The sequence below is a fragment of the Buchnera aphidicola (Thelaxes californica) genome (assembly GCF_005080825.1).
GTDB lineage: Bacteria > Pseudomonadota > Gammaproteobacteria > Enterobacterales > Enterobacteriaceae > Buchnera_I > Buchnera_I aphidicola_V.
On record NZ_CP034852.1, the window covers coordinates 426,449 to 446,084 of the forward strand.

General features: G+C 25.6%; 18 protein-coding genes, 2 tRNA genes, 2 rRNA genes and 1 other RNA gene. 9 read left to right on the forward strand and 14 right to left on the reverse strand.

What is annotated here, in order from left to right:
- The first annotated feature begins 7 nt into the window (after positions 1-7).
- Positions 8-1,789: a SmdB family multidrug efflux ABC transporter permease/ATP-binding protein gene (locus D9V80_RS01880; protein ID WP_158353680.1), complete on the forward strand. Its 1,782-nt coding sequence runs from the start codon at positions 8-10 to the stop codon at positions 1,787-1,789.
- 34 nt (positions 1,790-1,823) lie between these two features.
- On the opposite strand, the gene ffs is transcribed toward D9V80_RS01880, so the two are convergent.
- Positions 1,824-1,923, reverse strand: an RNA gene (ffs, locus tag D9V80_RS01885) — signal recognition particle sRNA small type.
- A gap of 159 nt (positions 1,924-2,082) precedes the next feature.
- Between ffs and dnaX the strand changes: the two genes are divergently transcribed.
- The 4 genes from dnaX (at position 2,083) to D9V80_RS01905 (ending at position 6,279) form a co-directional block, all read left to right on the forward strand.
- A complete protein-coding gene (dnaX, locus tag D9V80_RS01890; protein ID WP_158353682.1) occupies positions 2,083-3,264 on the forward strand; it encodes a DNA polymerase III subunit gamma/tau in 1,182 nt (393 codons plus the stop codon).
- A 103-nt stretch (positions 3,265-3,367) separates the two neighbouring features.
- Positions 3,368-3,700: a YbaB/EbfC family nucleoid-associated protein gene (locus D9V80_RS01895; protein ID WP_158353684.1), complete on the forward strand. Its 333-nt coding sequence runs from the start codon at positions 3,368-3,370 to the stop codon at positions 3,698-3,700.
- 51 nt (positions 3,701-3,751) lie between these two features.
- Positions 3,752-5,608, forward strand: coding sequence for a molecular chaperone HtpG (htpG, locus tag D9V80_RS01900; protein WP_158353686.1), 1,857 nt, complete (start codon positions 3,752-3,754; stop codon positions 5,606-5,608).
- A 41-nt stretch (positions 5,609-5,649) separates the two neighbouring features.
- Positions 5,650-6,279 (forward strand): adenylate kinase family protein, encoded by a 630-nt coding sequence (locus D9V80_RS01905; protein ID WP_158353688.1) that lies wholly within the window; start codon positions 5,650-5,652, stop codon positions 6,277-6,279.
- Between the two features lie 32 nt (positions 6,280-6,311).
- Here D9V80_RS01905 and D9V80_RS01910 read toward each other — a convergent pair.
- A tRNA-Arg gene (locus tag D9V80_RS01910) sits at positions 6,312-6,385 on the reverse strand.
- Between the two features lie 111 nt (positions 6,386-6,496).
- Here D9V80_RS01910 and folD point away from each other — a divergent pair.
- Entirely contained in the window at positions 6,497-7,351 is an 855-nt protein-coding gene (gene folD / locus D9V80_RS01915; RefSeq protein WP_158353690.1) for a bifunctional methylenetetrahydrofolate dehydrogenase/methenyltetrahydrofolate cyclohydrolase FolD, read from the forward strand.
- Between the two features lie 5 nt (positions 7,352-7,356).
- Here folD and cysS read toward each other — a convergent pair whose 3' ends face one another.
- Positions 7,357-8,754: a cysteine--tRNA ligase gene (gene cysS, locus D9V80_RS01920; RefSeq protein WP_158353692.1), complete on the reverse strand. Its 1,398-nt coding sequence runs from the start codon at positions 8,752-8,754 to the stop codon at positions 7,357-7,359.
- 147 nt (positions 8,755-8,901) lie between these two features.
- On the opposite strand from cysS, the gene ybeD reads away from it, so the two are divergent.
- Positions 8,902-9,165, forward strand: coding sequence for a DUF493 family protein YbeD (gene ybeD / locus D9V80_RS01925; RefSeq protein WP_158353694.1), 264 nt, complete (start codon positions 8,902-8,904; stop codon positions 9,163-9,165).
- A gap of 92 nt (positions 9,166-9,257) precedes the next feature.
- Here ybeD and cspE read toward each other — a convergent pair whose 3' ends face one another.
- The 5 genes from cspE to aroE form a co-directional block, all read right to left on the reverse strand.
- Positions 9,258-9,467, reverse strand: a complete 210-nt coding sequence (cspE, locus tag D9V80_RS01930) for a transcription antiterminator/RNA stability regulator CspE (RefSeq protein WP_158353696.1) — start codon at positions 9,465-9,467, stop codon at positions 9,258-9,260.
- A 163-nt stretch (positions 9,468-9,630) separates the two neighbouring features.
- Positions 9,631-9,746, reverse strand: a 5S ribosomal RNA gene (rrf, locus tag D9V80_RS01935).
- A 130-nt stretch (positions 9,747-9,876) separates the two neighbouring features.
- Positions 9,877-12,889 (reverse strand): 23S ribosomal RNA (locus D9V80_RS01940).
- A gap of 164 nt (positions 12,890-13,053) precedes the next feature.
- Positions 13,054-13,126 (reverse strand) — tRNA-Glu (locus D9V80_RS01945).
- Between the two features lie 114 nt (positions 13,127-13,240).
- Positions 13,241-14,101 (reverse strand): shikimate dehydrogenase, encoded by an 861-nt coding sequence (aroE, locus tag D9V80_RS01950; protein ID WP_187306488.1) that lies wholly within the window; start codon positions 14,099-14,101, stop codon positions 13,241-13,243.
- A gap of 816 nt (positions 14,102-14,917) precedes the next feature.
- Here aroE and def point away from each other — a divergent pair.
- Together def and fmt are read left to right on the forward strand one after the other, a co-directional pair.
- Positions 14,918-15,427, forward strand: a complete 510-nt coding sequence (gene def / locus D9V80_RS01955; RefSeq protein WP_158353700.1) for a peptide deformylase — start codon at positions 14,918-14,920, stop codon at positions 15,425-15,427.
- Positions 15,411-16,376 carry a methionyl-tRNA formyltransferase gene (gene fmt, locus D9V80_RS01960; protein ID WP_158353702.1) on the forward strand — a complete coding sequence of 322 codons (966 nt, stop codon included), beginning with the start codon at positions 15,411-15,413 and terminating at the stop codon, positions 16,374-16,376. Before def ends, fmt begins: the two co-directional genes overlap by 17 nt.
- Before the next feature lie 171 nt (positions 16,377-16,547).
- On the opposite strand, the gene rplQ is transcribed toward fmt, so the two are convergent.
- Genes rplQ through rpmJ form a run of 6 tightly spaced genes read right to left on the reverse strand, consistent with a single transcriptional unit; the run spans position 16,548 to position 19,621 of the window.
- Complete coding sequence (gene rplQ / locus D9V80_RS01965) at positions 16,548-16,937, reverse strand: 50S ribosomal protein L17 (protein WP_158353704.1); 390 nt, start codon at positions 16,935-16,937, stop codon at positions 16,548-16,550.
- Between the two features lie 35 nt (positions 16,938-16,972).
- On the reverse strand, positions 16,973-17,971 hold the full coding sequence (locus D9V80_RS01970; RefSeq protein WP_158353706.1) for a DNA-directed RNA polymerase subunit alpha: 999 nt from the start codon (positions 17,969-17,971) through the stop codon (positions 16,973-16,975).
- A gap of 23 nt (positions 17,972-17,994) precedes the next feature.
- Complete coding sequence (gene rpsD, locus D9V80_RS01975; RefSeq protein WP_158353708.1) at positions 17,995-18,615, reverse strand: 30S ribosomal protein S4; 621 nt, start codon at positions 18,613-18,615, stop codon at positions 17,995-17,997.
- Positions 18,616-18,658: 43 nt separating this feature from the next.
- Positions 18,659-19,051, reverse strand: coding sequence for a 30S ribosomal protein S11 (gene rpsK / locus D9V80_RS01980; protein WP_158353710.1), 393 nt, complete (start codon positions 19,049-19,051; stop codon positions 18,659-18,661).
- 41 nt (positions 19,052-19,092) lie between these two features.
- A complete protein-coding gene (gene rpsM / locus D9V80_RS01985) occupies positions 19,093-19,449 on the reverse strand; it encodes a 30S ribosomal protein S13 (protein ID WP_158353713.1) in 357 nt (118 codons plus the stop codon).
- Between the two features lie 55 nt (positions 19,450-19,504).
- Positions 19,505-19,621: a 50S ribosomal protein L36 gene (rpmJ, locus tag D9V80_RS01990; protein ID WP_158353715.1), complete on the reverse strand. Its 117-nt coding sequence runs from the start codon at positions 19,619-19,621 to the stop codon at positions 19,505-19,507.
- Between the last annotated feature and the right edge of the window lie 15 nt (positions 19,622-19,636).

The window sequence follows — 19,636 nt, forward strand, 5'->3', positions numbered from 1 at the left end:
TAAAATAATGAAAAAAAAAAAAAAAAATAAAAATTTAAAATTGTTCACAACATTAAAAAAATTATTAAAATATGGAATAACATATAAAAAATCATTACTATACGCAGTATTTTTATTAATATCTGCATCTTTATTTGAAATATTATGCCCTTTTTTAATTAGTTTGTTTATTAAACATACTATTTTATCAAAAAATAAAAACATTAAATTTACAATTATATTAGTATTAAGTTTTGTTACATTGCAAATTTTTTCTACGATGTTAAATTTTTTAGAAAGTGTATTGATTAATAAAATTTCTATGAAAATTGTTTATTTTTTAAGAAAATTAGTGATGAAAGCTGCTTTAAATCAACCAATATCTATATTTGATCAACAACCTATAGGACAAATTATTTCAAAAGTTACTAATGATACTGAAATAATTAAAGAATTATATGATTCTGTAATTCCTATTTTCATCCGTAGTTTCATTTTAATTATAATTATGATTATAGCAATATTTACATTAAATTGGAAAATGGCATTAATTGCATTTACTATTTTCCCAATATTAATAATGATTATTCTTATTTATCAACATTATAGTATTCCTTTATTAAGGATGTCTAGAAACTATTTTGCTAACATTAATAATCAATTTAATGAATGTATTAGCGGAATGTTAATATTGCAACAATTTAATCAAGAAAACGAATATAAAAAAAAAATTCTGTATTCATGTTTACAACATTATCACATAAAAATGAGAATATTAAAATTAGATGGATTTTTATTAAGACCATTTTTAAGTTTATTAACTTCTTTAGTATTATCTGGAATAATGACTCTTTTAAGTATTTTCCCAACTAATTTTTTTGAAGTAAGTGTTTTATATGCTTTTATTAATTATTTAGGAAGGTTGAACGAACCATTACTTGCTATTACAAGCCAACAATCTGTTTTACAACAAGCTATTGTCTCTGGAGAGAGAATTTTTGAATTAATAAATTCTAAAAAACAAAAATATGGCAATAAAAATTGTAAAATATTAAAAGGAGAAATCATAGTAGAAAATGTTTGTTTTTCTTATAAGAACGATAAAAATTATGTATTAAATAATATTAACTGTAAAATTTTTGATAAAGAATTTGTCGCTTTAGTTGGACATACTGGTAGTGGAAAAACTACTTTTGTAAATTTATTGATGGGTTATTATCCCAATTATACAGGAAATATATTTATTAATAATCAATTATTAAATACTTTTAGTAAATCAAATTTAAGAAATAACATATCAATCGTACAACAAGACCCAGTAATTTTTGCAGATACTATTTATAATAATATTACTTTAGGAGAAAATATTTCAGAAAAAAAAATGTGGCAAATATTAAAAAAAGTCGGATTAGTCAATCTAGTTCAATCAATGCCAAAGGGGGTACAGTCTATATTAACAGAACAGGGAAACAATTTGTCTTTAGGACAAAAACAACTTATATCTTTAGCACGTATTTTAGTAATTAAACCAAAAATATTAATATTGGATGAAGCAACTTCTAATATTGATTCTGAAACAGAAAATCATATTCAAAAATCAATTGCTATTATACATAAAACAACTACAATTATTAGTATTGCACATAGATTCTCCACCATAATACAAGCAAATAAAATTATTTGTTTTGATAAAGGAAAAATAGAAGAAATAGGAACGCACAAAGAATTACTTCAAAAAAAGGGAAAATATTGGAAAATGTATTGTTTTCACAATAAAAAAAAATCTTTATTAAAAGATATATTAAATTAATACAAATATATTAACTTAGTATTGAATTTTATTACTCTGCTAGCGACATAATAATACCTATACACATTGAATTTGGCTGCTTTCTTCCGAACCTGACCGGGGTATTTCAACAGAATAGTATTACAGTTCTAACAGAGTAATATATATATTTTTTAATCAATTTAATGAACGTAAAAACATATTAGTGATATAATATAAAATTATTGATCAAATGTAAACAAATAATTTTGTTTTATTTTTATTTTTATATAAATATATAAAATAAAAAATAACGAAGAGTAATATTTAAATATATGACACATAAAATACTTTCTAAAAAATGGAGACCTCAATCTTTTCATGAAATTACAGGACAACATTTTGTTGTAAAAGCTTTAAAAAATAGCTTAATATTAAATAAAATTCACCAAGCATGGATATTTTATGGCACTAGAGGCATAGGAAAGACTTCTTTAGCAAGAATCCTTGCTAAATCTTTAAATTGTATAAAATTATCACAAGGAGAACCATGTAAAAAATGTTCACATTGTAAAGCAATAGAAAAAGGAAATTTTATAGATTTAATAGAAATTGATGGGGCATCTAAAACAAAAGTAGAAGATATAAAAGAAATACTGGAAAATATTCAATATTCTCCTATACAAGGATTATATAAAATATATTTAATTGACGAAGTGCATATGTTATCTAAACATAGTTTTCATGCTTTATTAAAAACTTTAGAAGAACCTCCAAAACATGTGAAATTTATATTAGCAACTACAGATATTAAAAAAGTTCCAGAAACTATTATTTCTCGTTGTTTAAGTTTTAGTTTAAAAACGCTTAACGAAACAGAAATATTTTGTCATATTAAAAATATTTTAAAACAAGAAAATATTGAATATGAAGAAAAAGGAATTAAAATTATAGCAGAACAATCTAAAGGTAGTATTCGAGATGCATTAAATATATTAGAACAAGCAATAGCAATAGGAAATGGAAAAGTGAATTCAATTCAAATATTTCAAATGTTTGGAATAATTGAAAATAAAATAATTTTTTTGATTACTCAATCTTTACTATTAAGAGACTTTAAATATATACTAAATTTTATCCAAAAAACAAAAGATTTTGAAATTAATTGGAAAGATTTGTTGATTAATATTATGAAAACAATACATCAGATAATTCTTATAAAACATATTAATCATCAAGAAAAAAAAAATGATTATGATAAATATCATAAAAAAAAAACTATATTCAATTTAGCTAATAGTTGTCATATGAATCAACTTCACCTATATTATAGAATACTTATTGTAGGTTTAAAAGAAATAGAATTGGCACCTACACAAAAAATAGGAGCAGAAATGACATTACTAAGAATATTAAATATAAAAAATACTATATTTTACGACACTATTCAGTGTTATACAAAAAATTTATTTGATTCAAGCATTAATAATCATAAAAAAAATTATTCAAAAATATAAATAAAAAAAAATAAAAATATCATTACAACTTTTTAGTTGTATATTAAAACAACATAAAAAATAATTATGTATTCAATATACTATTTTTATAAATAGGAAAAAAATGTTAAATTCAAATAATTTAAATAATTTTATTCAACAAGCACAAAATATGCAAGATAAATTAAAAAAAATTCAAAAAGATATAGAATCTTTAGAAATTACTGGAGAATCTGGAGCAGGTTTAGTAAAAGTAACATTATTTGGAAATTATAAATGTAAAAAAATAGAAATTGATAATTCTTTATTAATTAAAGAAGAAGTTGAAATTTTAGAAGATTTAATTACTGCAGCGTTTAATGATGCTAATAGAAGAGTAACAGAAGAAAAAAATCAAAAAATAAATGAAACATCTAATAAATTTGGAGTTCCTCCAGAATTTAGTTTAAATTTATAAAATTAAAAAAATATTTCAAAAAATAATAAAAGGATATACTAAAGAACAAACATGAATACAAAAACAAAAGAAATATATAATTTTCAATCAGAGACAAAAGAAATATTAAAATTAATGATTCATTCTTTATATTCCAATAAAGAAATTTTTTTAAGAGAATTAATTGCTAATGCTTCAGATGCTTTAGATAAAATCAGATTTTTATCTATTACTAATTCTAATTTAAATATATATAATACAAACTTGTCCATTACTATTGAATGTAATAAAAAAGAAAAAACAATAATTATCAGTGATAATGGAATTGGAATGAATAAAAAAGAAGTAATAGAAAATTTAGGAACTATTGCTAAATCTGGAACTAAAAATTTTTTATCATCTTTAAATAAAAATAATGATAATAAAACAAATCTAATTGGACAATTTGGAGTAGGTTTTTATTCTTCATTCATCGTTGCAGATCATGTAACAGTACATACAAGATCAGTACATAATTCTCCTAAAGAGGGAATTTTATGGCAATCTCATGGAACTGGAGAATATTCCATAGAATATAAAGAAAAAAAAGAAGTAGGTACTTCAGTCATTCTAAAATTAAAAGAACAAAACCAAGAATTTTTAGATCATTGGCGTCTAAAAAATATTATTCAAAAATATTCTGAATATATTAATTTTTCAATTAATATAAAAAATGAAAAAAATGAACTAGAACAAATAAATAAAACACAAGCATTATGGACACATAAAAGAACAGAAATCAAAGAAAAACAATATATAGAATTTTACAAAAATTTTACTAAAACGTCAGAAGATCCTTTATTATGGATACATAATCACGTTGAAGGTAATCAAACATATATACTTTTATTGTATATACCATCAAAATTATCATCTCTTCCATGGAATCAAGATAAAAAAAATGGAATAAAATTATATATACAAAAAATTTTTATTATGGACGGTTTAGAAACATTATTACCAAATTACTTAAGATTTATTAAAGGTATTGTTGATTGTAATGATTTACCTTTAAATATATCTAGAGAAATACTGCAAAATAATAAAATTATCGAAATATTAAAAAAATCTATTACGAAAAAAATATTAAATGTATTAGAAAAAATTTCCGTAACTGATCAAAAAAAATATACAACTTTTTGGAAAAATTTTGGAACTATTTTTAAAGAAGGTCCAGCAGAAGATATCAATAATCGAATAACCATTCTAAAACTATTAAGATTTCATTCAATACAACATCATAATGAAGAGCAATATATTTCTTTAGAAAATTATAAAAAAAATATGGTACCAGAACAAAAAAATATATATTTTATAACAGGAGATAATTATATATCAGCAAGTAATAGTCCACATTTAGAAATATTTAAAAAAAATAACATTGATGTATTAATTTTGTCAGATAAAGTAGATGAATGGATGGTAAATTATTTAATCGATTTTGAAGGAATAAAATTTCAATCTGTTACAAAACATGATCAAAATTTAAATCTACTATTTAAAAATCATGATAATAAAGAAGAAATTCCAATAGAAATAAAACAACTGATTGAAAAAATTAAAAACATATTAAAAAATGAAATCAAAGATGTTCAACCAACATATAAACTAACAGATACTCCAGCAGTATTAGTACCAGATACTAATGAAATGTCTACTCAGATGGCTAAATTATTTATAGCTGTTGGTCAAAAAGTACCTCCGATCAAATATATATTAGAAATTAATCCAAAACATTTTTTAATAAAAAAAATGTCAAAAATGACTGATGAAAAAGAAATAACATTATGGATTCAAATGTTATTTGATCAAACAGTATTAATTGAAAAAGGAAGTGTAGATAATCCAAATGCTTTTATTGCACGCATTAATCACATATTAAACTTCTAATTATATAATTATTAATAATAAGAAAGAGAAAAGAAAATCATATGCACATTATTATACTTGGAGCTCCAGGTAGTGGAAAAGGAACACAATCAAATTTTATTAGTAATAAATTAAATTTACCAATTATTTCTACAAGCAAATTATTAAAAATAGAAGTATACAAAAATTCAAAAAATAGTAAAACTATTTCTCATAGTATAAAAAATGGATTGTTAGTTTCAAATCAAATTGTAATTAAATTAATAAAAAAAAGATTAAAAGAAAAAGATTGTAAAAATGGTTTTATATTAGATGGATTTCCAAGAACAGTGGAACAAGCAGATTCTATAGAATCTGCTTCTATATCTATAGATATAGTTATTTTATTACAAATTCAAAAAAAAAATCTGATAAAGAGATTGTTAGGAAGAAAAATTCACCTTAAATCTGGAAGAATATATCATGATATATTTTCTCCTCCATTACAAAAAAATAAAGATGATATAACTGGAGAACCGCTAAATAAAAGAATAGATGATACATTAGATGTTATAGAAAAAAGGATTCAAGAATATGAAAAAACAACTGTACCATTAATTAAATATTATGAAAAGAAAAAAAAAATATATAAAATTAATGGAGAATTACCAATACACAATATTAATAAAAAAATATTCAATTTATTTGAATAATAAATAATTTAATTAATTTAATTAAAATTTTTTGCACTCTACAAGATTCGAACTTGTGACCTACGGCTTAGAAGGCCGTTGCTCTATCCAGCTGAGCTAAGAGTGCGTCAATAAAAATATTTATATTTATTATACTATATTTTTTATATAAAAAACAATTTGTTATACCAAAATAATCAATTATAAATTAACCATAACTAAAAAAATAAAAAATAAAATGTTAAAAAAAATCATTAATGGAAATATCATTTCTTTAGAAATAAGAAATAAAATAAAAATAAAAGTAAAACAAAAAATAAGAGAAGGACATCGTCCACCTGGTCTAGCAGTAATATTAATTGGAAATAATACTTCTTCAAAAATATATATTGAAAATAAAACAAAAGCTTGTCAACAAATTGGAATTTTGTCAAAAAATTGGTTCTTACCAGAAAATACTTCAGAAACAGAACTACTTAATTTAATTAAACAATTAAATACAGATACTTCTATAGATGGAATATTAGTACAATTACCTTTTCCTAAAAGTATTAATCCTCAAAATATTTTTAGTAGTATTCATCCTAAAAAAGATGTAGATGGTTTTCATCCTTATAATATTGGATGTTTATTCCAAAAAACACCAAAATTAAGACCTTGTACCCCAAAAGGTATTATGTTGTTACTACAATATTTTAATATTCACATGCATGGAATGCATGCAGTAATTTTAGGAGCATCAAATATAGTTGGAAGACCAATGTGTATGGAATTATTATTAGCTGGTTGTACTACAACAGTTACTCATCGTTTTACTAAAAATATTTCACATCATATTAATCAAGCAGATATATTAGTTGTAGCAATTGGTCAATCAAATTTTGTAAAAGGGGAATGGTTAAAAAAAGGAGTAATTGTTATTGATGCAGGAATTAATCAATTACAAGATGGAACAATTACAGGAGATGTAGATTTTAATTCTGCTCTTGAAAAATGTTCATTGATTACTCCTGTTCCAGGAGGAGTTGGACCAATGACAATTACAGCTTTGTTATTAAATACAATAGAATCTTATGAATCAAATGTGATTTAAAAAATCTATAAATAATACCATGAAGTGCAATTATTATTATCTTTTAGATTAATTCCTAAAAATTTGAGTTTTTTTCTAATTACATCAGCTTTTTTCCATTTTTTATATAGACGAGCGTGTTGTCTAATTGTAATTAATAATTCAATTTTTTGTATACTTATTGGTAAATATAAATATTTCTTTTTTAAAAATATATGAGGATTATAAAATAAAATTCCTAAAATATTTCCTATAGTTTTTAATTTTAAAGCTAATTGATATACTTTAAATTTATTAGTACTTTTTAAAATATTTATTTGTTTAACTATTTTAAACATCATAGATAATACATGAGGAGTATTAAAATCTGAATCCATGATTTTTTTAAATAATGTATAATCATTATTTTGAAGATCTTTATTACACACATTTAATGTTTCATAAAAATTGATATCTGACAGTACCGTATATAAACGGTACATAGCACTTGTTGCTTGATTTAACTTTGATTCCACATAATTTAAAGGTTTTCTATAATGTTGAGATAAAATATAAAATCGAATAATTTCTGGATCATACTTTTGCAATAAAGTATTTAATCGAATTGTATTATTTAAAGATTTAGACATTTTTTGATTATTTATCAAAACAGAACCTACATGCATCCAATAATTAACATATTTTTTCCCATAAAAACAATCAGATTGTGCTTTTTCATTTTCATGATGAGGAAATAATAAATCTATTCCTCCTCCATGTATATCACAATTTTTTTTTAAATATATTGAACTAATAGCAGAACATTCGATATGCCATCCAGGTCTTCCTTTTCCCCATGGAGATAACCAAAAAGGTTCATTCAATTTAGATTTTTTCCATAACACAAAATCTAATTCATTGTTTTTATACAAAACTCTATTATTTTTTTTGAATGATTTTATTTTTGATAAAATTTGATTTGATAAATTACCATAATGTTCACAACGATTAATAGAAAAATTTACATCACCATTTTTTGATATATAAGCAAAATTTTTTTTTAATAAACTATTAATCATACATATAATTTCATTAATATGATGAGTCACTAAAGGTTCTTTGTCTGGTTTCAACATATTTAAAAGTTTAAAATCTTGATTCATACTATGAATAGTTTTTTCAACTATTTTTTTGTAATTAATTTTTTCTTTTAAAGATTTATTTATTATTTTATCATCAATATCGGTAATATTACGAATATAATTCACTTTATAACCAATAAATTTTAAATATCGCACCACAACATCAAAAAATATAAATGTTCTACCATGTCCAATATGACAATGATCATATGCAGTAATTCCACATACATACAAATTAATTTTTTTATTATTACTTAAGAATACTTCTTCTTGATTATTTAAAGAATTAAATATTTTCAACATACACTATCTCGATATTTTTAATCTTAAAAATAAAACTTTTTTAAATTTATTAATGATAATTAAAATAAATAGAAATTAAAATAGTGATTTTTGATTATTATTGATATAATAAAAAATAAATTTTTATAAAAAAAGGAAGAAAAAATAATGAAAAATAAATTAGAAAATTTATTACAATTTCCCTGTTCATTTACTTATAAAGTGATTGGTCTTGCACATCCTGAATTAATTAATAATGTAATTAAAAGAATTCAAATATATATTCCAGGAGATTATACACCTGTAATCAAATCTAGTAATAAGGGAAATTATATTTCTATTGCAGTGACAGTGTTTGCAAAAAACTTTTATGAAATAGAAAATTTATATTTAGAGTTAAGTAAAATTAATATGGTAAAAATAGTATTATAAGAAATTTTTCATTTGAAAAAGACTTTATACAGGTCTATTTCAAATGAAATAAAATATGCTACTTCTCTGAATCTAACTTTTTTTTGATATTTTTATAAACTGATAACGTTAGTAGCGGATGGTCCTTTTACTCCTTCAGTAATTTCAAATTCAACACTTTGACCTTCTGCTAATGTTTTAAATCCATTACTTTGAATTGCTGAAAAATGTACAAAAACATCTTTACTACCATCTTCAGGAGTAATAAAACCAAAACCTTTAGATTCATTAAACCACTTAACATTACCTTTAATCTTGGACATCTATATTACCTTTAACTAGAAAAATATACATTAAATATTAATTAATAAAAAAATTAATATTTTTGATTCAAAAAAAAATAAAAAATACTAAAAAAATAATAAAAATATTAAAAATAATTATCATTTTATTATGTTTTAATAAAAACAAAAAATTTATTTTAAAACCTGGCAATTTCCTACTCTCACACGGGGAGACCCCGTAATACCATCGGCGTTATAGCGTTTCACTTCTGAGTTCGGTATGGTTTCAGGTGGTTCCACTACACTATTGTTACCAGGTTTTAAAAAAAACTTAAATTATTATAAATAATTTTTTATTATTATTTATAATAATATATAAATTTCGGTATAACAAGCTAAACATTTTTATATAAAAATATTTTAAAAATTAAAACATCTCTGGTGTTGCAGGATTAAGACGATTGGGTCATTAGTACTGGTTAGCTAAAAGTGTTACTACTCTTACACACCCAGCCTATCTACGTCGTAGTCTTCAACGTCCCTTCAGTGTTTGTTATAAACAAACACAGGGAAAATTAATCTTGGGGCAAGTTTCGTGTTTAGATGCTTTCAACACTTATCTTTTCCGCATGTAGCTACCGGGCAATGCCATTGGCATGACAACCCGAACACCAGTGATGCGTCCACTTCGGTCCTCTCGTACTAGAAATAGCCCCCCTCAATTTTCCTTCGCCCACGGCAGATAGGGACCGAACTGTCTCACGACGTTCTAAACCCAGCTCGCGTACCACTTTAAATGGCGAACAGCCATACCCTTGGGACCTGCTTCAGCCCCAGGATGTGATGAGCCGACATCGAGGTGCCAAACACCGCCGTCGATATGAACTCTTGGGCGGTATCAGCCTGTTATCCCCGGAGTACCTTTTATTTGTTGAGCGATGGCCCTTCCATACAGAACCACCGGATCACTAAGACCTGCTTTCGCATCTGTTCGCGTTATCACGCTTACAGTTAAACTGGCTTATATCTTTATACTAACCTTACGATTTCCAACCGTAATTAGCCAATCTTTGTACTCCTCCGTTACTTTTTGGGAGGAGACCGCCCCAGTCAAACTACCCACCAGACACTGTCTCTGTACCGGTTAACGGTACTAGGTTAGAATACTAATATTAAAAGGGTGGTATTTCAAGGTTGACTCCCTTATCACTTGCGCAATAATTTCATAGTCTCCCACCTATCCTACACATTTAATTTCAGAATTCAGTGTCAAGCTATAGTAAAGGTTCACGGGGTCTTTCCGTCTTGCCGCGGGTACACTGCATCTTCACAGCGATTTCAATTTCACTGAGTCCCAGATGGAGACAGCCTGGCCATCATTACGCCATTCGTGCAGGTCGGAACTTACCCGACAAGGAATTTCGCTACCTTAGGACCGTTATAGTTACGGCCGCCGTTTACCGGGGCTTCAGTCTAGAGCTTCAAATCAAATTAAATCAATTTTGACTCCTTCGATTAACCTTCCGGCACCGGGCAGGCGTCACACCGTATACTTCCACTTACGTGTTTGCACAGTGCTGTGTTTTTAATAAACAGTTGCAGCCAGCTGGTATCTTCGACTAACTTCAGCTTCAAGAGTAAATCTTTTCACTTACATGTTAGCGTGCCTTCTCCCGAAGTTACGGCACTATTTTGCCTAGTTCCTTCATCTGGGTTCTCTCAAGCGCCTTGGTATACTCTACCTAACCACCTGTGTCGGTTTGGGGTACGATTTAGAATTATTTTATAATGCTTAGAGGCTTTTCTTGGAAGTATGGTATTAATCACTTCTTCTCTATAATTATTATAGAGAATCGTCATCACGCCTCAGTTTAAAGAAAATCGGATTTGCCTAATTTTCATGCCTACACGTTTAAACCAGGACTACCATCGCCTGGATGACCTAACCTTCTTCGTCCCCCCATCACAATAATACTAAGCACAGGAATATTAACCTGTTGTCCATCGATTACGCCTTTCGGCCTCACCTTAGGTGTCGGCTTACCCTGCCCCGATTAACGTTGGACAGGAAACCTTGGTTTTTCGGCGAGCAGGTTTTTTACCTGCTTTATCGTTACTCATGTCAGCATTCGCACTTCTGATACCTCCAATATATTTTACAATATACCTTCTACGGCTTACAGAACGCTCCCCTACCCAATATAAATTTTGCGTTTTAAATCAACATATTTTAAAATTTTCTGAGAAAGCTTAAAATTGTTATATTTTATATTGTCGCAGCTTCGGTACATAATTTAGCCCCGTTAAATCTTCCGCGCAGACCGACTCGACCAGTGAGCTATTACGCTTTCTTTAAATGATGGCTGCTTCTAAGCCAACATCCTGGCTGTTTATGCCTTTCCACATCGTTTGCCACTTAATTATGATTTAGGGACCTTAGCTGGCGATCTGGGTTGTTTCCCTTTCCACAACGAACGTTAGCACCCGCTGTGTGTCTCCCGTGATAACATTCTACGGTATTCGGAGTTTGCATTGGTTTGGTAGGTCGGGATGACCCCCTAGCCAAAACAGTGCTCTACCCCCGTAGAGGAATTCACGAGGCGCTACCTAAATAGCTTTCGGGGAGAACCAGCTATATCCCGGTTTGATTGGCCTTTCACCCCTAGCCACAAATCATCCGCTAATTTTTCAACATTAGTCGGTTCGGTCCTCCAGTTAGTTTTACCTAACCTTCAACCTGTCCATGGCTAGATCACCGGGTTTCGGGTCTGTATCCTGCAACTAAATAAAAATTAGATTTTTTGTATGCCCTTTTAAGACTCGGTTTCCCTTCGGCTCCCCTAATTGGTTAACCTTGCTACAGAATACAAGTCGCTGACCCATTATACAAAAGGTACGCAGTCACTTTTCTAAAAAAAGCTCCTACTGCTTGTACGTATACGGTTTCAGGATCTATTTCACTCCCCTAACCGGGGTTCTTTTCGCCTTTCCCTTACGGTACTAGTTCACTATCGGTCAGTCAGGAGTATTTAGCCTTGGAGGATGGTCCCCCCATCTTCAAACAAGATTTCTCGTGTCTCGCTCTACTTTTTGAGATCTTTAAATATTTTTTTTTGTATACAAGGCTATCACTTTTTATAGCTGATTTTTCCAAATCATTCTACTAAAATTTATTTAAAGATTAGTTCTCTAGGCTTTTCCCCTTTCGCTCGCCACTACTTAGGGAATCTCGGTTGATTTCTTTTCCTCAAGATACTTAGATGTTTCAGTTCTCTTGGTTTGCTTTTCTACTCTATAGATTCAAATAGAAATGATATATTTTTAATATATCGGGTTTCCCCATTCGGATATTACCGGATTAATCGCTTCTTATCAGCTACCCGATACTTTTCGCAGATTAGTACGTCCTTCATCGCCTCTGACTGCCAAGGCATCCACCATATACGCTTATTTACTTAATCCTGCAACACCACAGATGTCTCAAGAATTAGTTAAAATTTTTAAATTTAGCTTGTTCCGATTTTTTAAAGAGCAATTTTTAATCAAAATATTTTTTAATTTAAATAACAATAACACATTATTTTCAAACAGTACAGAATTAATTTTCATTTTATGAAAAAAATTTTGTCCCCTAGGGGATTTGAACCCCTGTTGCCGCCGTGAAAGGGCGGTGTCCTAGTCCTCTAGACGAAGGGGACATATAATTTTAAAATATTTTAATACTAAAAATTCATTTTTTCATATTCTGATTTATTAGTCAAGTTGTTATTTATTTATATATTAAATAAATAAATTATTAAATAAATAAATTATTAAAAATTATAATTTTTTTGTAAAATTTTTTTAAAAACATAATTAATTAAATCATCAATGTGTATTAAACAATTAAACCACAATAAAAATGAATAAGCAGCTTGACTAATTAACATTCCTAAACCATCACTACAATTTAATGCCCCTCTTTTTTTACACCAAACTAAAAAAGAAGTATCACAATTAAGATTGTAACATATATCATAAAAAACTGTATTTATAGAAAATAAATTATAAGGAAAATATTCAAAAATTGGGTCAAATATACAAGAAGTAGTATTAATAATACAATCAAACAACAATTTTTTATCATCAAAATTATTTAAAATACATAAATTTCCTAACATATTTAAATTTTTATATATTTCTTTTGTCTTTTTGATTGTACGATTATATACAAATACATTATGACCATCTTGTAATAAAACTGGAATAATGCCTTTTGCTGCTCCTCCAGCTCCTAAAATCAATATTTTTGATATTTTTTTTTTCTCTAAATAATTTAAACGTTTTAAATCATATAAAATTCCTACACCATCAGTATTATCACCAATAATAATATTATTTTTATTTTTTTTAAATGTATTAACAGAACCAGCAATAAACGCTCTATCAGTTAAATGATCTGATAAAAAATAAGCTTTATTTTTAAAAGGTGCAGTAATATTCGCTCCTTTTGCATATTTATTTTGAAAAAAAATAGATATACATTTTTCAAAAGAATCAATTTCAATAAGTTTAGCATTGTAATCATAATGTATTCCACTATATTCAGAAAAAAAATTATGAATCAATGGAGATAAACTATGATTAATAGGATTACCAAAAACAGAATACAATACATTTTTATTTATAATCATAATATACAATTTCTCTAGTAAAAAATTTGTAATAAAATGGTTTTTATCTATATCTAACATATATAGAAAAATATGTTTTTAAAAAATTTCAAATTATATTGCCATGATTAAATAATGTTATTTGATTAATATAATATTTATTATTATCAAAATATAAAATATATTTTTATATAAACTTAATTTTATAAGTCAATATATACATAATCTTAAACTAAAATACTCATTTATATTACTTATCAGTCATAAAAAAATTAATACTTTTTTATCAAAAAAATTTAACATAATACCACTAAATCAATTTTTTTATTTTAATCACATTTTTTTAAAAATATAGAAATATATATTACTTAAAAAAAATACTAAAGACATATAAAAAAATTATTTTTTCTTTTATTGTTTACAATAAATAAAAATTTAATATTAATAATTCATGATTAAAATAAAAAATTTTAAAATAAAAGTATCTGCTGTTCAAAAATTATGTAAATAATGTAATAATATATATAAAAGTTCATTGTTAAATTTGTTGAAAAATTAATATAATTTTGTATATTTAATTATTAAAAATCATAAATATCAAAATAATTATTTTTGATATAACAAAATATATAAAAAATTAATTTTTTCACTTTTTTAAAAATATTTAATATGAAAATTATTAAATCTTCTTCATAATATATTGATATTTTATTAAAAACGTTTATAGTGTAATATTTTTATATATTAATTTAGTTTTTATATCTATCAATATAGATATGAAACAAGAAAAATAATTTTTTTCAAATACTCTTATAAAATTTTTATTAAAGAAAAAAAATGACAGTATTAAAAATACTACAATATCCTAACAAAAAACTCAGAGAGAAAGCTCAATTAGTAACAGCACTTAATCAAAAAATTCAAACAATAATTAAAGATATGTTTGAAACGATGTATGAAAAAAATGGAATTGGACTTGCCGCAACTCAAGTAGGAATACCTCTTCAAATTATTATTATGATTGATATTGATCATGATGAAAAAAAAATAGTTTTAATTAATCCAATAATAATAAAAAAAAATGGAAACATAAAAACTAGAGAAGGATGTTTATCTATTCCTCAAGAACGTGCGTTTGTAAATAGATTTCAAAATATTATTGTAAAAGGGTTAAATGAAAAAGGAGAAAAAAAAATTATAACAGCAAAAGGAACGCTCTCAGTATGTATACAACATGAGATAGATCATTTAAATGGTATTTTATTTATTGATAGATTATCTTTTCTAAAAAGACAAATTATCGAAAAAAAAATAAAAAAAAATAAAAAAAATGAAAATAATATTTAGAAATTATAAAAAAAAAATTTTTTTTGCAGGATCAGGAAAATTTGCAATGGTTCACTTAAAAAGTTTAATAAAACTTAAATATAATATTGTTGCTATTTTAACACAACCAAATAAACCCTCAGGAAGAGGACAAAAAATTCAATTGTCGGAAATACAACAAATCGCCAAAGAAAACAATATTATTATATTTACTGCTCAAAACATTTATGATATTGAACAAGAAAAAAAAATATTTCAAATATATGCAGATATACTGGTAGTAGTGTCTTATGGAGTAATTTTACCTAATTTTTTCTTAAAAAAATTTTCTTTAGGAGCTATCAATGTTCACGCGTCATTATTACCAAAATGGAGAGGACCAGCTCCTATACAATGGTCTATTTTATCTGGTGATAAAATAACAGGAGTCACAACAATATATATGGAAAAAACAGTAGATACAGGTCCTATTATTCATTCAATTTCTTGTCCAATTTTTAAAAAAGATAATTATATAGATATATTTAATAAATTATCATTAATAGGTATAGAATGTCTGAATATAACTTTGCAAAAAATTATAAATAATACAGTAACATTAATTCCTCAAAATGAAAAAAAAGCTACTTATTCTAAAAAAATTTTTAAAAAAAATAGTTTAATTAATTGGAATAATACAGCAAATTATATTGAAAAAATGACAAGAGCATTTAATCCTTGGCCAATACCATATTTTTTATATAAAAAAAAAAATATCAAGGTATGGAAAGTAAATATTATAAAAAAAAAATTAAAAAATACAAATAATGGTATAATTTACAAAATAAATCAAAATGGTTTACAAATTACTACATTGGAAAATATTCTACAAATAAAAAAATTACAAATACCAGGAAAAAAAATAGTAACATTTTTAGATTTTTTAAATGCTAATAAAAATTTTTTTGTAGAAGGAGATCACACTAATTAAAGTATATAATTTTAAAAATAGTAATTTTTTTTCAAAATAAAACTGTAAAAATAATGAATAATATAAAAAAATTATTTATTATTTTTACAGTTTTTTTTGAAAAAAATAAATTTTAAAATTTTTTTTTAAAAAATTTTATGAACTCCATAACTACAAATTTATTTTCAAAATCTATTTTTTTAAAATACCTGTACCATTTTCTTTTTTTCTATCTACTAATTGAATATATGCTAAAATAGCGTTATCACCTTTTCGAAAACCACATTTTAAAATTCTTGTATATCCACCTAATCTATGCAAAAAATAAGGACCAATATCTTTAAAAAGTTTATATACCATATTCTTATTTCTAATTCGAGAAAAAACAATACGACGATTAGCAACAGAATTACATTTAGATCGTGTAATTATTGGTTCAATAAATCTACGCAATTCTTTTGCTTTAGCTAACGTTGTTTTAATCATTTCATATTGAATTAAAGAACACATCATATTTCGCAACATCAATCGTACATGACTACTATTTCTATTAAATTTACGCCCTATTTTCCTATGACGCATATTAAAATTCTCCTAAAAATATATTACCCATATTATTATTTTACTCGATCTTGAAGATTTAATGGGGGCCAATTTTCAATTCTCATACCTAACGATAAATTCCTTGAAGACAACACATCTTTAATTTCAGTTAAAGATTTTTTACCTAAATTTGGTGTACGTAATAATTCTACTTCTGTTCTTTGTACTAAATCTCCAATATATTGAATCGATTCAGCTTTTAAACAATTAGCTGAACGTACAGTAAGTTCTAAATCATCAACTGGACGCAATAAAATAGGTTCAAATTCTGGTTTTTCTTCTTTTACTTCTGGAATAGGAACATTTCTTAAATCAACAAAAGCAGTTAATTGTTCAGACAAAATAGTTGCAGCAATTCTAATAGCTTTTTCTGGATCAATAGTTCCATTAGTTTCCATTTCTAAAATTAGTTTATCTAAATCAGTACGTTGTGCTACTCTAGCCGATTCAACAAGATAAGAAATTCTATTAATTGGACTATAACTAGCATCTAACAATAATCTTCCAATTGGTCTATCTGAAAGATCTAATTTATTCATTCTAGATACAGCAGAAACATAACCTCTACCTTTTTCCACTTTAATACGCATATTTATTGTAACTTCAGAAGAAGTTAAATGACAAATAATATGATTTAAATTCATAATTTCAACATCTGCATTATATTCAAAATCTGCAGCAGTAACTGTTGTAATACCAGATTTACATAATGTTAATATTGATTCGTTTTTTTTATGCATTTTTATAGACAAATTTTTTAAATTTAATAATATTTCAATAATATCTTCTCTAACACCTTCTTTAGAACTATATTCATGTAATACACCATCAATTTCTACTTCCGTAATAGCAGAACCAGGAATAGAAGACAACAAAATACGTCTTAATGCATTACCAAGAGTATAACCAAAACCTCTTTCTAAAGGTTCTAAAGTTACTTTAGCATGAAAAGGAGTAATTTGAATAATATCCACTAACCTAGGTTTTAAAAAACTTAAAGCAATTTCTGTCATTTCTTTATCTCTAAAAATATGTTTTATTTCGAATATAATTCGATAATTAAATGTTCATTAATTTCTGAAGAAAAATCAGAACGCTCCGGATTTCTTATTACTACCCCTTCCATTTTTATTTTATTAATTTTCATCCATTCAACTTTTTCTCTTTGTTCTGATAATTCTAAAGATGCTTTAATACGATGTTGTCTTTTTGAATTAATATGAATCGAAATACAATCTGTAACATTCACATTATAAGATGCTATATTCACTATTTTTTCATTGACCATAATAGATTTATGACTAATTAATTGTCTCGATTCTAAACGTGTACTACCAAATCCCATCCTATATACAACATTATCTAAACGATATTCTAAAAGACGTAATAAATTTTCTCCTGTATTTCCTTTAATTCGAGCAGCTTTTTTATAATAATTATGAAATTGTTTTTCTAAAATACCATATAATCGACGAACTTTTTGTTTTTCACGTAATTGTAAACCATAATCTGATAAACGTGTTTTACGAGCACCATGAAATCCTGGTAATTTATCTATTTTACATTTAGTATCAATAGATCTAAAACCAGACTTCAAAAATAAATCTGTTCCTTCTCGTCGACACAACTTTAATTTAGGTCCTAAATACTTTGCCATTTTAATATCTCTAATAAACAATTAAATAAAAAAATAATTTGTATTAAACTCTTCTTTTTTTAGGAGGTCTACAACCATTATGAGGAATAGGAGTAACATCTGTAATGTTTGTAATACGAAAACCTGCAGCATTTAATGCTCGAATAGTAGATTCACGTCCAGGTCCAGGACCTTTTACCATCACTTCTAAAGTTTTGATTCCATATTCTTTGACATTTTCAGCGCATCGTTCAGCAGCTACTTGAGCAGCAAAAGGAGTTGATTTTCTAGATCCTCGAAATCCTGAACCTCCAGAAGTAGCCCAACCTAATGTATTTCCTTGACGATCTGTAATTGTAACAATAGTATTGTTAAACGAAGCATGTATATGTGCTATTCCATCTAATACTTGTTTTTTTACATTTTTCTTTGTACGTATAGTAGTAGTTTTTGGCATAAAAATTTTTTATCCTATTAGTATTCTTTAACTAAAACGAATTATTTTTTTAAAACCTTTCTAGGGCCTTTTCTTGTTCTTGCATTTGTTTTAGTTCTTTGTCCTCTAACTGGAAGACTTTTACGATGTCTTACACCCCTGTAACATCCTAAATCCATCAATCTTTTAATACTTAAAGTTTTTTGTCTTCTTAAATCTCCTTCAACAACCATTTTTGTAATACATTCCCTTAAAGAATCAATTTGAATATCTGTTAATTGATTAATTTTAATACTTTCAGATATTCCTGATGATAAACAAATTTGTTTTGCTCTTGTTTTTCCAATTCCATATATATATCTTAAAGCAATACTCGTATGTTTATTATCAGGAATATTAATTCCTGCAATACGTGCCATAATTTTATCCCTATAAATAAAATACATAAAACTGTAATAAATTTAAATATAAACGTTAACCTTGTCTTTGTTTATGTTTTGGTTCATGAGTACAAATTACTCTTACGACATTTCTACGTTTCACAATAATACAATTTCTACATAATTTTCTAATAGAAGTTTTTACTTTCATTTTTTTATACCATAT

Bases quoted from the DNA above. Each gene is read 5' to 3' on its own strand.
- D9V80_RS01880 (WP_158353680.1), top strand. From the start codon at position 8: ATGAAAAAAAAAAAAAAAAATAAAAATTTAAAATTGTTCACAACATTA.
- dnaX (WP_158353682.1), top strand. From the start codon at position 2,083: ATGACACATAAAATACTTTCTAAAAAATGGAGACCTCAATCTTTTCAT.
- D9V80_RS01895 (WP_158353684.1), top strand. From the start codon at position 3,368: ATGTTAAATTCAAATAATTTAAATAATTTTATTCAACAAGCACAAAAT.
- htpG (WP_158353686.1), top strand. From the start codon at position 3,752: ATGAATACAAAAACAAAAGAAATATATAATTTTCAATCAGAGACAAAA.
- D9V80_RS01905 (WP_158353688.1), top strand. From the start codon at position 5,650: ATGCACATTATTATACTTGGAGCTCCAGGTAGTGGAAAAGGAACACAA.
- folD (WP_158353690.1), top strand. From the start codon at position 6,497: ATGTTAAAAAAAATCATTAATGGAAATATCATTTCTTTAGAAATAAGA.
- cysS (WP_158353692.1), bottom strand. From the start codon at position 8,754: ATGTTGAAAATATTTAATTCTTTAAATAATCAAGAAGAAGTATTCTTA.
- ybeD (WP_158353694.1), top strand. From the start codon at position 8,902: ATGAAAAATAAATTAGAAAATTTATTACAATTTCCCTGTTCATTTACT.
- cspE (WP_158353696.1), bottom strand. From the start codon at position 9,467: ATGTCCAAGATTAAAGGTAATGTTAAGTGGTTTAATGAATCTAAAGGT.
- aroE (WP_187306488.1), bottom strand. From the start codon at position 14,101: ATGATTATAAATAAAAATGTATTGTATTCTGTTTTTGGTAATCCTATT.
- def (WP_158353700.1), top strand. From the start codon at position 14,918: ATGACAGTATTAAAAATACTACAATATCCTAACAAAAAACTCAGAGAG.
- fmt (WP_158353702.1), top strand. From the start codon at position 15,411: ATGAAAATAATATTTAGAAATTATAAAAAAAAAATTTTTTTTGCAGGA.
- rplQ (WP_158353704.1), bottom strand. From the start codon at position 16,937: ATGCGTCATAGGAAAATAGGGCGTAAATTTAATAGAAATAGTAGTCAT.
- D9V80_RS01970 (WP_158353706.1), bottom strand. From the start codon at position 17,971: ATGACAGAAATTGCTTTAAGTTTTTTAAAACCTAGGTTAGTGGATATT.
- rpsD (WP_158353708.1), bottom strand. From the start codon at position 18,615: ATGGCAAAGTATTTAGGACCTAAATTAAAGTTGTGTCGACGAGAAGGA.
- rpsK (WP_158353710.1), bottom strand. From the start codon at position 19,051: ATGCCAAAAACTACTACTATACGTACAAAGAAAAATGTAAAAAAACAA.
- rpsM (WP_158353713.1), bottom strand. From the start codon at position 19,449: ATGGCACGTATTGCAGGAATTAATATTCCTGATAATAAACATACGAGT.
- rpmJ (WP_158353715.1), bottom strand. From the start codon at position 19,621: ATGAAAGTAAAAACTTCTATTAGAAAATTATGTAGAAATTGTATTATT.